The organism is Methyloceanibacter sp. (assembly GCF_051306395.1).
In the GTDB taxonomy this organism is placed as follows: domain Bacteria; phylum Pseudomonadota; class Alphaproteobacteria; order Rhizobiales; family Methyloligellaceae; genus Methyloceanibacter.
In genome coordinates this window covers 1-12,425 of record NZ_JBPPND010000102.1, presented here as the reverse complement: position 1 = coordinate 12,425, position 12,425 = coordinate 1, and the positions used below count along the sequence as shown (strand labels likewise).

The window sequence follows — 12,425 nt, the reverse complement described above, 5'->3', positions numbered from 1 at the left end:
CCCATGGCGGGTCAGATGCGCCACCATGTCGTCCGTCGGCGGCGTGCCCTTCTCAGTCGCTCCGTCCAAGACGGCCACCAGCAGCACGACACGCTTCGCCGGCTTGAGAAAGGTCAGCGCATCGTTGAAGGCGCGCGCGGCCTCCGCGCTCCCGTCCCAGGCGGCGACGATGGTGCCGTCGAGGGCAATGTCGGCCGGCGCAGCCGGCGCAATCATCACCGGGCGGCCCGAGGCGAACAGGCAGCGCTCGACCAAGGCATACTGGCCGATCAGCGGATCGCCGTCGCGCGGCTGCCCCAGGATCGCGAGATCGACTTGCCGGGCGAAGGCGGCGAAGTCATGCGGGAACTCCTCGCTCATGCCTTGCATGAGCCGGCCCTCCGCCTCGACCCCAGCCTCGGCGGCCAGCGCCTTGAAGCTCGCCACGGCCCCCTCGCCTTGCGCCTTCACGCCCTGAAGCACGCCGCTCATATCGGCGAAGCCCACATCGGCGCCATAGAGCGGCAGAAGCGCCTTCGGCGCGAAGGCCACGCCGATGAGATAGGCGCCTTGCGCCTTGGCCAGCGAGACGGCGAAGGCGGCGCGCGCCTTCGATGCCTCCGTGCCGTCCACATAGACGATGATGTCCTTGAAGCTCATGCACCTTCCCCCTCCGGAACAGGGGATCATAGCGTGCGCCTTGGCCGGCCGGAATTGCCGATGGCGGTTTATGCAAGGCCCAGAGCAATGCCCAGGCCGCCGTTCACTGCGGCGTGAAGGGGGTCACAGAGCTTTGAACAGGCGTTACGAAAGGCCTGTTTGGAACGGGGCTAGGCTCGCGCGTGGCGTTACGCGCCATACGTGGGAACTCAAGTCACAGGAGAGAAATATGAAGCTCAACCAGAAGTCTGGCGCTACGATCGCCATGACCGCCGCCGCCTTGATCGTCTCGGGCACGCTTGCCACCTCGGCGTTCGCCGCCGGCGGCACGGAAGGAAAATGCTTCGGCGTGAACGGCTGTAAGGGCAAGGGCGCCTGCAAGACCGCCCAGAACGACTGCAAGGGCCACAACGCCTGCAAGGGCAAGGGCTATGTTGTCATGACGGACACCGCCTGCGCCGAGGCGGGTGGCCAGTTCGAGGGCTAAGCCGCAAAGTTGCCGTGGGACCGGCCGCGGCAAGCGGCCGGTCTCCAATCTAGCCGGTCTCCAATCTAGCCGGTCTCCGATCGACAAGGGAGCGCGCCATGACAGACCACAAGCCGCCATATCTCGGCTTTGGATTGGGCCTTCGGCCTCAGCACTACGAGGAGATCCTCTCCGGCGACCCCGACATCGATTGGTTCGAGGTCATCTCCGAGAACTACATGATCCCCGGCGGCCAGCCGCTGCGCATTCTCGATCGGATCCGCGAGCGCTATCCGGTGGTCATGCACGGGGTGTCGCTCTCGATCGCCTCGACCGCGCCGCTCGACAGGGGCTATCTCGGCGCGCTGAAGACGCTCGCGGAGCGTGTCGAGCCGAAATGGATTTCCGATCATCTCTGCTGGACCGGGGTGCATGGGGTGAACCTGCACGACCTGCTGCCGGTGCCCTATACCCAGGAGGCGCTGGATCACGTGGTGGACCGCGTGAGCCAGGTGCAGGACTTCTTGGGCCGCCGCCTGACGCTCGAGAACGTGTCGAGCTATGTCACCTTCGGCGAAAGCGAGATGAGCGAGTGGGAGTTCGTCAGCGAGGTCGCGACCCGTGCCGATTGCTGGCTGCTGTTCGACGTCAACAACGTCTATGTGAGCGCCTTCAATCACGGCTTCTCCACCGACGACTTTCTGCATGGCGTGCCCCGCGACCGCATCGTCCAGTTCCATGTGGCCGGGCATAGCCACGAGGAGAGCCACATCATCGACACCCACGACCATCCGGTCTGCGACGAGGTCTGGGATTTCTATCGCGAGACCGTCGCTCATTTCGGTCCGGTGTCCACCATGATCGAACGGGACGACAATATCCCGCCGCTCGCCGAGGTCGTCGCGGAGCTCGATATTGCGCGGCAAATAGCGCGCGACGTACAGCAGGTTACCGCGCAAAACACACATAAAAATGCGCAGGCGATCGCGGCGGAATGACGAGCCTCAAACAGCTTCAGGAACGCTTCCAGGCCGGCATCCTCGCCGGCGACGACACGATTCTCGGCGACGTCAAAGACAGCGCCCGCGAACGGCGGAGCGTGCTGTTCGGCGTCTACCGCAACGCCTATGTCGTTCGTCTTGCTGAGATTCTCGGCAACGATTACAGCCAAGTCCACGCCTATCTGGGCGACGAAGGTTTTGCCAAGCTCGCGCGCGCCTATATTGCCGCGCATCCGTCGGATCGGCGCAACGCCCGCTGGTTCGGCCGTCACCTGCCCGACTTCGCCAAGGAGACTGCGCCCTTCGCAGGCCATCCCGAGATCGCCGAAATCGCAGCGCTGGAGAAGGCCTTGGACGACGCCTTTGATGGACCGGAAGCCACGCCACTTGCGATCGGCGATCTGGCCGCGATCCCACCCGAAGACTGGCCACGCCTGACGTTCAAGCCTCACCCGACGGCGGTCCGCCTCTGCTTCACCACCAACGCCGCCGAAATCTGGTCGGCGCTCAAGGACGGGATGTCACCCCCAGCACCGGCGCGAGCGCCCGAGCCTCAAGCGCTCATCGTGTGGCGCCAGGAATACATGGCGCGCTTCAGGCCGCTTGCCGCCGAGGAAGCCATGATGTGGGACGAGGCCGCCAAAGGCGTGCGGTTCGGTGTCCTCTGCGGGATGCTGGCGACCTTCGCCGGCGAAGAGGACGCAGAGTTCCGCGCGGCCACCTATCTCAAGGCCTGGATGGACAGTGCGATGCTGACCGGCTGCCAGGTTCAGCAGCCCTTGGGAGAGGCGCAATCCGGCGCCCCCTCATTCGGTGCCGGGAATAGGGCGTCGGTGCGGCCCGTCAGCCAATAGGCGAACAAGCCCACCCACTCACGCATCGCCGTATCCACCCGCCGCAAGCCTTCCGACACCTTGTCGAAGGGCCTGGTCAGGTCGACCATGCCGCGCGTGCGGTAGTCCACGGGCCACGGCTCGACGTAAAAGCCGGCCTGACGGAAGGCCCCCATCGAGCGAGGCATGTGATAGGCCGAGGTGATCAGGAGCCAGCGCTTGGTCAGATCGAGCTCACCCTTCGCCTCGAGTTCCTTCTTGAGATAGACCGCGTTCTCGTAGGTGTCCCGCGCATCGGATTCGAGGATCAGACGGTCCCTGTCGATGCCGAGCTTCGACAGCAGGGACGCTGCCCCCTCCGCCTCGCTATCGGACTTGTAGAGAATCCCCGCATCGCCGCCCGAGAAGGCCACCTTTGCCTCCGGGAAGCGGTGCGCCAGGATCGCCCCTTCCAAGAGCCGCTCGCCCGCCTCGTTGAGGGTTGGCGCGTCGCGTGCGCTGCCGACCAGCCTGTTCTCCGCCCCGCCGAGAATGATGATCCCTGTGGGCGGCGGAGGGGAATCCAGGTCGGCGCGGGGGAAGCGATCTTCGAGCGGCAGGATCAGCGCATTGCCGAGCGGCGACAGGCCGACGACCAGAAGCAGGATGGCGCCGATGGAGACGAAACGCCGTCCCCAGCGCGCCCAGCCGGTCCAAATCAGAATCGCCCCGTAGCCGATCAACAGCGCAATGAGCGTCGACGGCTGGAGCACGAACCACACCGCCTTGGCGATATAGAAGAACATCAGGCCTCCCTCGCCCCTAGAATAACCACAAAGCGGCCAGCCCGAGGAAGGCGAAGAATCCCACCACATCGGTCACGGTGGTGACGAAAACCCCCGAAGCGATGGCCGGATCGAGGTCAAGCGCCTCCAGACCGAGCGGGATGAGGATGCCGGCCAGCGCCGCGGCGCACAGATTGACCACCATGGCGACCCCGATCACGAGCCCAAGCTCGTCGCTGCCGAACCAGAAATAAGCGATGCCCCCCATGATGACGGCGAACAGGAGGCCGTTGAGCAGCCCGACAGCGGATTCGCGAATGATCACGCGCACGGCGTTGACGCGCCCGAGATCCTGCGTGGCGAGCGCGCGCACGGCCACCGTCATAGTCTGCGTCCCGGCGTTGCCGCCCATGGAGGCGACGATCGGCATGAGCACGGCGAGCGCCACCATCTGCTCGATGGTCGCCTCGAAGACGCTGATCACCATTGACGCGAGAATGGCGGTAATCAAATTGGCGAAGAGCCACGTGAACCGAAGCCGCGTCGTTTCCCAAACAGTGTCGCTGACAGACTCGCCGCCGACACCACCCATCGCCAATATGTCTTCCGATGCCTCTTCCTGGACAACCTCGACCACGTCGTCGGCCGTGATCACGCCCACGAGCCGCTTGTCCTCATCGATGACCGGCGCCGACGTCAGATTGTAGCGTTCGAACTGGCGCGCCACCTCCTCCTGGTCGGCCTCGACCATGATCGGGCGCAGCCCCTCGTCAGTGATGGATTCGATCGTCGTCGGCCGCTTGGAACGCAGCAGACGGTTGAGCGCCACCGAACCGATCAGGTGGTAGGCCGGATCGACCACGAAAATCTCGTAGAAGCGGTCCGGGAGATCCTCGGCCACGCGCATGTAGTCGATGGTCTGACCCACCGACCAGAACGGCGGCACGGCGATGAGATCGGTCTGCATGATGCGGCCGGCGGAGTCTTCCGGATATTCCAGGCTGCGCTGCAGCGCGATCCGCTCGAAGTAAGGAAGCTTGGCGAGAATGTCCTTCTGATCGCCTTTGTCGAGGTCCTCGAGCAGATAGACGGCTTCGTCGGAATCGAGCTGTTGCAGCGCCTCGGCGACTTGCTCCGGCGCCATATCCTCGAGCACTTGGTCGCGGACCGCCTCGTCGAGCTCAGGCAGCGCGGCGGCCTTGAAGTCCTCGCCGAGCGCCGCGATGAGCTCCGCACGCTCCTCGGGCCGAAGCAGCTGGATCAGGTCGGCGAGATCGGCTTCGTGCAGGTCGAGCGTGAGCGCCCGCACCCGCGCGGTATCGTCCGCCTCCAGCGCGTCCGAGACCGCGTGGAGAAAGTCGGAGCGGATGCCCCCCTCCTCGTCGCGCAGTTCAACCTCGGTTGCGGCGTCCTGCATCGCGTCCAATCGCTGGTTTGTAAGCTTCAAGCGGGAAAGAGCGCGGCCCCACCGGAGAGCCGGCGCGCTCTCGGCCGGCGACTCGCGCGCTGCCAACCAGCCTGTGATATCAGGCCGGCCGCGCCCTGCCTATGGCGCTAAGAACCACAAGTTTGGGGAGAGAGGTGGTGCGGTCGAGAAGACTCGAACTTCCACGGGAGTTACCCCACAGCGACCTCAACGCTGCGCGTCTACCAATTCCGCCACGACCGCAATAAAAACCGGAAGACTAGTGCCCCGGATATGGCGATAAGCCACCCCATCGGCAAGCAATTCCGGGGCCCGCTGCCTTACCAAACCTGTCCCAGGGGTGCAAGGTATGCTCTAGACTATCTCTTCCATGACACTTTCCGCTCCAACCGTGGCCTCTGAGCCCGCTTCCGTGCCCGTCGAATGGCTCACCTCGCCCGAGCCCGTTCCTTACGAGGAGGCGCTCGCCGCCATGGATGCCCGCGCGGGTTCCATCGCCGACAAGACAGCGCCGGAATGCGTCTGGCTGCTTGAGCATCCGCCGCTCTACACCGCCGGCACCAGCGCGAACGAGGCGGAGCTGCTCACGCCCGCGCGGTTCCCCGTGTTCCGGACCGGGCGCGGCGGCCGCTACACCTATCATGGGCCAGGCCAGCGCGTGGCCTACGCGATGCTCGACCTCACGGCCCGGGGCCGCGACGTGCGCGCCTATGTGGCGGCGCTGGAGGATTGGCTGATCGCCACCCTCGCGCGCCTCGGGGTCGCCGGCGAACGAAGTTCCGAGGGCATCGGGATATTCGTGGGCGGCGCGAAGATCGCCTCGATCGGCGTACGCGTGCGCCGCTGGGTGACCCTGCACGGGGTCAGCTTGAACGTCGCCCCCGATCTCGAGCATTTCTCCGGAATTGTGCCTTGCGGCCTGCATGAGACGCCGATCACCAGCCTTGCGGCGCTCGGTGCCGAGACAGACATGGCGCGCGTTGACGCAGCACTCCGGGCAAGCTTCGCTGAGATCTTCGGGGGAAGCCCGCGCTAGTGCGTCGGCAGCACGGTGAAGCCTGACGGCGGCGCGCCACCCTCGTCGGTGACGGTCACACTGATCACTTTCGCGTCGGGCGGACCCTCGGCGCAGCGCCGCAGCATCTCGTCGACTTGGGTCTCTGGACCGGAGAACACCGCTTCGACACTGCCGTCGCGGCGATTGCGCACCCAGCCGTCGAGGTTGAGACGCCGCGCGGTCTGCTCGGTCCAGGCACGGTAATAGACGCCCTGCACCCGCCCTTCGATCCTGACCGTCACGGTCTTCAAACTGCGCCTATTCGAATTCAAGAATCACGGCGTCCACATTCAGGCTGTCGCCGGGCTTGACGAGAATCTTGGACACCGTGCCGTCGCGCTCGGCCTTCAGCACGTTCTCCATCTTCATCGCTTCCACGACGCAAAGCGTCTCGCCGGCGGCCACTTCCTGACCTTCTTCCACGGCGAGCGACATCACGAGACCCGGCATCGGACAGAGCAGCAGCTTTGACGTGTCCGGCTTCTCCTTGATCGGCATCAGGGCGAGAAGCTCCGCTTCGCGATCGGTGAAAACGCGCACCGGCGCCTCCACGCCCTGATAGGTCAGGTGGACACCGTTGACGATCGAGCGCACCTGCACCGCGACCTCCTCGCCACCGATAGTCCCGTGCCAGACCGGCTCGCCGAACCACCAGCACGACGTCAGGACGATCTCACGCCGCGGCTCGCCGGTGCCTTCCCCGCCGAGAGTCACGGTCATCGGATAATCGCGGCCCGCGACGCGCACGCGTACAAGCCCCTCGCCGAGCTCGACGGCGCGGATATCGGAGAAGCGCACAGGCTCGCCATGCATCTGCTGGGTGATCATGCGGCGCCGGTTATTGGAGAGGTAGTCAATGCTGGCCGCCACCGCCGCAAGCACATCGCGCACCCGGCCTCGCGGGACCGGTGGGTGGAAGCCGTCCGGAAACTCTTCGGCGATGAACTTTGTCGACAGATCCCCCTTGCGCCACCGCTCATTGCGCATCAGCACGGCGAGGAACGGAATGTTGTGGCGGAAACCGTCGATGGCGAAGGCATCGAGCGCCCGGCCCATCTGCTCAATCGCCTCGGCGCGCTTCGGCGCGTGGGTAATCAGCTTGGCGATCATGGGGTCGTAATAGACCGAGATCTCGCCGCCCTCCTCCACGCCGGTATCGAGCCGCGTAGTGACGCCATCCTCGGTGCCGAGCTCCGGCGGCTGGAAACGCACGAGGCGGCCGGTGGACGGCATGAAGTTCCGCACCGGGTCTTCGGCGTAGATGCGCGACTCGATGGCCGAGCCGGTCAGCTTCACGTCCTTCTGCTTGATGGAAAGCTTTTCGCCGGCGGCGACCTTCAGCATCTGCTCCACCAAGTCGAGACCGGTCACCAGCTCCGTCACGGGGTGCTCCACCTGAAGGCGGGTGTTCATCTCCAAGAAGAAGAAGTTGCGGTCCTTGTCGACGATGAACTCGACCGTACCGGCCGTGTCGTAGTCGACGGCCTTGGAGAGCGCCACGGCCTCCGCGCCCATCGCTTCGCGAGTCTTGGCGTCGAGGAACGGGCTCGGCGCTTCCTCGATGACTTTTTGATTGCGCCGCTGGATCGAGCACTCGCGCTCGCCAAGATGAATGACATTGCCGTGCTTGTCGCCCAGCACCTGGATTTCGATATGCCGCGGCTCTTCGATGAATTTCTCGATGAACACGCGATCGTCGCCGAAGCTCGACTTCGCTTCCGACTGCGACGAGGCGAAGCCTTCCGCCACGTCCTTGCTACTGTAGGCGATGCGCATGCCCTTGCCGCCACCGCCGGCGGACGCCTTGATCATCACCGGATAGCCGATCTCGTCGGCGATCTTCACCGCCGCATCGGCGTCCTCGATCACGCCGAGATGCCCCGGCACGGTGGAGACCTTCGCCTTGGCCGCGAGCTTCTTGGATTCGATCTTGTCGCCCATGGCCTCGATGGCCTTGGGGTTCGGCCCCACGAAGACGATGCCCGCCTTCTCGAGTGCCTTGGCGAACGCGGCGTTCTCCGACAAGAAGCCGTAGCCGGGATGAATCGCCTCGGCGCCGGTTTCCTTCGCGGCGGCAATGATCTTGTCCATGTCGAGATAGGACTGTGCCGCGGCAGCAGGCCCGATCAGCACGGCCTCGTCGGCCATATCGACATGGAGCGCGTCGCGGTCAGCCTCCGAATAGACCGCTACCGTCTCGATGCCGAGCCGCTTCGCGGTTCGGATGATCCGGCAGGCGATTTCTCCACGATTGGCGATCAGAAGCTTTTTGAACATCGGTCCCCAGCCTGTTTTTGCTCAGGCTTTCTAGAGGCAAGCCGGGAACGAGTAAACTGGTGAGGCCGCTATTCGGCAGCCGCCGGCGGCGTTTTGGGGCTCCTTCGAACACGGTCCGGGGCTTCTGTTGGCCGTCTGGCGCACCGGCGGAGGCTTTCCGGGCCTTGGTTCAATGAACTCGTGCCCGGCTTCTCGCTCCGGGGCGCCGGCGAGACCAGCAAGCCCGCCTTCTATAAGCAGCCGAGTTGTTTCTCTCGCTTCTTGATGACGAGCACGCGCCCCTTGTCGGCGCCCGACATGGGCATGGTGGCGGCATTGTCGTAAAGGCAGCCGGCGTTACCGAAATAGTTGATCGCCTTGCGCGTCTTGAAGCAGTAGCCATTGGCTTTGTAGATGGCGTTGCGCTGGACCCAGAGATCGGAACAAACGCCCGCGTGCGCCGGTACCGCCATCACAGTGCCCGCCGCCGCAACGCTGACGGCACCCACGAACATCAACAGTCTGGATCGCATCGATACCTCCTCCTTATTTCGAAATCCGGGGCGACGATAACCGGGTTCCGCCTTCTCCGGAACGGCACAGTGTGAGCCCCGTCACAAAGAACGAAGCGAGCTAATCGTTGAAGCCGAGCGAGTTGGCGAACCCGCCGCCGCCGCTGCCCCGGGACGGAGAGCTGGTGGAGGCGACACTGCCGCCGCGGCGTTTCGGTTCCGGCGGGGGCAACGGAAAACCGTCCGTGTCGCCGAACAGCGCCGCCGCGTGCTTGCGGTCGAGGCCGTAGAGATCCTTGAACGTGAAGACCTTGCCCTCTTCGTCGACAGTGACCGTGAAATAGGTCGTGTGAACCGGCGGCTTGGTCTCCATGGTCACCGGGCTGTTGACACCCTTGTCCCAGAGATTCTTGACCTCCGTCTTCGGTAACTCTTGGTCCTCCGCCAGCATAAGCTCGGCGAACGGGAGCGGCTCGGCCATGCGGACGCAGCCATAACCGATCGCGCGCACCTTCTCGTCGAACACCTTGCGCCGGTAAGGAAGCGTATCGTGCATGTAGACGATGTGTTTATTGGGGTAGAGGATCTTGGCCTTGCCGAGAACGTTCTTCGGTCCCGATTTTTGGCTGAAGGTGAAATTGTGAATGTTTACCCGTTGCCAATCGACCCTGGCGGGATCGATCCGCTTCCCACGATAGCTGACATTGAGCTTGTTGGCCGTGAGGATCTTGTAGTGCTTGCGCTTGAGCGCGGGCCACAGCTTGTCTTGTAGCACCGACGGCGGCGCAACCCAGTCCGGGTTGAACACCACGGTCTCCATGTCGGCGGAGAAGACCGGCGTCGGATAACCGATCGTGCCGACCAGCGTCTTATCTTCGAAGATGGTCTTTCCGTCCTTCACCACGTAGAGCATGAACTCCGGCGTGTTGAGCCACACATAGAGTTCGCCAAGCTCCTCTGGCATCCACCGCCACCGTTCCATGTTGATGACAAGACGCCTGATGTCGGTCTCGTTCGGCTTCTCCGCCTCGCGAGCTTCGCGCAGTGCCTTGCGCAGGCGCGCGAACTGCTCATGGTCTGGGTGCAACGACTGAAGGTAGATATCCGGCGCGCTGGTCGCGCCCACCTCGGCCATGACCGTGCCCGGCGCCCGTAACGTGGTCGCTTGATCGAACAGGTCGCTGATCTCCGACGGCGCATGCCGCGCACCCCGCGCGAAACGCGCATATTTCAGGACAGCAAGGTCGAGCTTGATTTCGGCAAGGGCTTGCGCCGTTTCGTCAGCGGGGAGAGCGCCGGCTTCCGGCAACGCGAAGTCCTTAGGCTCAAGCCCCCAATCGTCCGCCTTCTGGATCTCGAACAGGACCGCCTGGCCTTTGGCGGAGAACCCCATCTCCGTGATCCACAGCGGCGGCGCGCTGCGCGCACGGTAGAACGCCTGGAGCGCCTCCACATCTTCCTGCTCGGCGTCTTTCGTGAGAACCGAATCCGCGAGCTTCTCGCGAATGATCGCCACCACGGGATGCGGCGGCGCGGGCGGCGTGGGCTCCGTTGTTTCCGGCAACGCAGCCTTCTCGGCGACCTCATCGGCAGCGGCCTTATCCGCGGCTTTGGTCGTCTCTGCGTCTGCGGCCGGCTTCTCTGCGGCCGGTTTTGCGAGAGTCTCGTCCGCGGGCCCCGCTGCGGCGCCCGGCTCGACCGAGGCTTCTTCGGTCGTTGGAGCCTGGCCGGGCTTGGTCGCGGCCCCGTCGGCGGGTGCCGCTTTCTCCCAAGGAAGCAGCGCGCCCGCCGGTGCGGCCTCCGAGCTTGCCTCGGCGCGTGCGCTCCCGGCGGCCGTCAAGCTCAACGCTTGGACAAGCACATAGCAGACGGCGATGAGGACGACTGCGCGCAAAACCCCCTACCCCCTAGAGACTGGTGGGAAATCTACGCGAGACGGCCGCTATCGGCCACCCCTTGAAGGCTTAGCCGAAAGCGGTCGGCCCCGCCCCTTGTGGCATGCCATCGGCACGGGCGGGGCTGGTGTTGAGGATCGCCGCCAATTCGTCGAGCGCCACCAGAATGTCATTGAGGGCGCCGGTCACCTCTTCCGCCTGCGCCGCGACCATGTCGTCGGCGAAGGAGTAATCTTTCAGGATCTCCAACGCCCGCTCGAGGAAGCGGATCGACTCTTCGTGCTTCTTAATGTGGTTTTGGATGGCAAGCTCGTGCCAGTCGAGCACCCGCGCCACCAGGTTGGTGTCGCCTTCTGCCTTTCGCTTGGTCCGCGCGCGGAGCTTGGCGAGGCGCTCAGCGGCCCGCTGCTGATGGGCCACGCTCGCCTGCCGCGCAGCGATGTCCTCGCGGATGGCCTGCTCGATCAGCGCGCCCACGTCCATCGAGGCGAGATCGTGCTCCGCATGGATCACCAGCCCCAACTTCTCGGCGATGATCTCGATGGCGCCGCCGTCGAAATTGTTTGGCTTGGTCACCTCGAATTCGCCGGTCTCGTCGTAGCGCGTCCGGCGGTCTCCGTCCGACAGCACCGAATAGGCCAAGACGAGTTCGTTGAAGGCCTCCACCGAGCCGCCGGCGTCTGGGTGCGCCGTCTTGGCCTTCTTGCGATAGGCTTTATGGATGTCCTTGCGGGGCGCCGTCCGTTTCACGCCCAAAACCCCGTAGAGGTCAGTCACGTCCCTCTTCCCCACGCGAAATCCTGACTGGCCAGCCTCCTCGATCGCTCGAGGTGCGGCACTCGATCTTAACCTCTCATGACGATGGTTTGTGTCTTGCTAATGGCAAGGCGCGAAGCCCCGCTCCGGACGCAAAAAGGGCGCGAAACCGGAAATCCGGCACCGCGCCCTAAATGCTCGAATTACTTGTAGATCAGCTTCATCAGCTCCTGACCGGCCGGAGACTCGAGCTCCTTCAGATCGATGGTGCCGTCGTCGTCCGGATTGGCCGCCTTGAACTTGGCTTTGACGAGAGCCCTGTATTCTTTCCAGTCCAGACTGTCGTCGTCGTCCGGATCGGCCATGTCGAGACCCTTTGCATCGAGCATGCCCTCGAGCTCATCGGCCTCCAGCGTTTTGTCGTCGTCCGTGTTGACGGTCTTGAACACCTTCTTGGCGCCCGCGAGGGCTTCCTTCATGTCGATGGTGCCGTCGTCATCCGGATCGAGGGCCTTGAGCGCCGCGGCAGTATCCGCAGCAAAAGTCGGCGAAGCGGCCAAGAAAAGAGCAGTCGCGGCGATTGAAAATGTCTGAGCGAGCTTGCGCATATGGGGTTCTCCTTGCCTCCTCAAGCGTGGACAATACAGCTGGACACCTCGATTTACCGCCGTTTTTGGCTGTCGCCCCGGTCATCGCTGCTCGTTCAGGCCGTTCAGCGGACGATTTGCGGTAGTGTGGGTAGGTTGATTCAGCCGATGGCCGCCGATTTCATTGGTTTCGACGTCATGCGGGCGCAACGCGCCCCTCGTGCCCTGTCTCT

At 64.3% G+C, this 12,425-nt stretch carries 13 protein-coding genes and 1 tRNA gene; 4 read left to right on the top strand and 10 right to left on the bottom strand.

What is annotated here, in order from left to right; all coding sequences use genetic code 11:
* The coding region (locus ACSLE4_RS05810) for a hypothetical protein (protein WP_435903534.1) at positions 1-639 on the bottom strand (639 nt) is incomplete at its 3' end.
* Positions 640-868: 229 nt separating this feature from the next.
* On the opposite strand from ACSLE4_RS05810, the gene bufA2 reads away from it, so the two are divergent.
* The 3 genes from bufA2 (at position 869) to ACSLE4_RS05795 (ending at position 2,960) form a co-directional block, all read left to right on the top strand.
* On the top strand, positions 869-1,126 hold the full coding sequence (gene bufA2, locus ACSLE4_RS05805; protein WP_435903533.1) for a BufA2 family periplasmic bufferin-type metallophore: 258 nt from the start codon (positions 869-871) through the stop codon (positions 1,124-1,126).
* Positions 1,127-1,224: 98 nt separating this feature from the next.
* Positions 1,225-2,103: an MNIO family bufferin maturase gene (gene bufB, locus ACSLE4_RS05800; RefSeq protein WP_435903532.1), complete on the top strand. Its 879-nt coding sequence runs from the start codon at positions 1,225-1,227 to the stop codon at positions 2,101-2,103.
* On the top strand, positions 2,100-2,960 hold the full coding sequence (locus tag ACSLE4_RS05795; protein WP_435903531.1) for an HvfC/BufC family peptide modification chaperone: 861 nt from the start codon (positions 2,100-2,102) through the stop codon (positions 2,958-2,960). Before bufB ends, ACSLE4_RS05795 begins: the two co-directional genes overlap by 4 nt.
* Here the strand turns inward: ACSLE4_RS05795 and ACSLE4_RS05790 are convergent.
* The 3 genes from ACSLE4_RS05790 to ACSLE4_RS05780 all read right to left on the bottom strand — a co-directional run bounded on the left by ACSLE4_RS05790 (position 2,876) and on the right by ACSLE4_RS05780 (position 5,372).
* Positions 2,876-3,724, bottom strand: a complete 849-nt coding sequence (locus ACSLE4_RS05790; RefSeq protein ID WP_435903530.1) for a YdcF family protein — start codon at positions 3,722-3,724, stop codon at positions 2,876-2,878. The genes ACSLE4_RS05795 and ACSLE4_RS05790 overlap by 85 nt on opposite strands.
* 16 nt (positions 3,725-3,740) lie before the next feature.
* A complete protein-coding gene (gene mgtE / locus ACSLE4_RS05785) occupies positions 3,741-5,120 on the bottom strand; it encodes a magnesium transporter (RefSeq protein WP_435903529.1) in 1,380 nt (459 codons plus the stop codon).
* A 165-nt stretch (positions 5,121-5,285) separates the two neighbouring features.
* Positions 5,286-5,372 (bottom strand) — tRNA-Leu (locus ACSLE4_RS05780).
* A gap of 127 nt (positions 5,373-5,499) precedes the next feature.
* Here ACSLE4_RS05780 and lipB point away from each other — a divergent pair.
* Complete coding sequence (lipB, locus tag ACSLE4_RS05775; RefSeq protein WP_435903528.1) at positions 5,500-6,165, top strand: lipoyl(octanoyl) transferase LipB; 666 nt, start codon at positions 5,500-5,502, stop codon at positions 6,163-6,165.
* Here lipB and ACSLE4_RS05770 read toward each other — a convergent pair.
* The 6 genes from ACSLE4_RS05770 to ACSLE4_RS05745 form a co-directional block, all read right to left on the bottom strand.
* The gene (locus tag ACSLE4_RS05770) at positions 6,162-6,428 is read right to left on the bottom strand and encodes an acylphosphatase (protein ID WP_435903527.1); all 267 of its coding nucleotides are present in this window, start codon (positions 6,426-6,428) and stop codon (positions 6,162-6,164) included. The genes lipB and ACSLE4_RS05770 overlap by 4 nt on opposite strands.
* A 16-nt stretch (positions 6,429-6,444) precedes the next feature.
* Positions 6,445-8,463, bottom strand: coding sequence for an acetyl-CoA carboxylase biotin carboxylase subunit (gene accC / locus ACSLE4_RS05765; RefSeq protein ID WP_435903526.1), 2,019 nt, complete (start codon positions 8,461-8,463; stop codon positions 6,445-6,447).
* A 230-nt stretch (positions 8,464-8,693) separates the two neighbouring features.
* Complete coding sequence (locus ACSLE4_RS05760) at positions 8,694-8,975, bottom strand: YARHG domain-containing protein (RefSeq protein WP_435903525.1); 282 nt, start codon at positions 8,973-8,975, stop codon at positions 8,694-8,696.
* 100 nt (positions 8,976-9,075) lie between these two features.
* Positions 9,076-10,848 (bottom strand): L,D-transpeptidase family protein, encoded by a 1,773-nt coding sequence (locus ACSLE4_RS05755; protein WP_435903524.1) that lies wholly within the window; start codon positions 10,846-10,848, stop codon positions 9,076-9,078.
* Positions 10,849-10,918: 70 nt separating this feature from the next.
* Positions 10,919-11,626 carry a DnaJ domain-containing protein gene (locus ACSLE4_RS05750; RefSeq protein WP_435903523.1) on the bottom strand — a complete coding sequence of 236 codons (708 nt, stop codon included), beginning with the start codon at positions 11,624-11,626 and terminating at the stop codon, positions 10,919-10,921.
* A gap of 182 nt (positions 11,627-11,808) precedes the next feature.
* A complete protein-coding gene (locus ACSLE4_RS05745) occupies positions 11,809-12,213 on the bottom strand; it encodes an EF-hand domain-containing protein (protein WP_435903522.1) in 405 nt (134 codons plus the stop codon).
* Between the last annotated feature and the right edge of the window lie 212 nt (positions 12,214-12,425).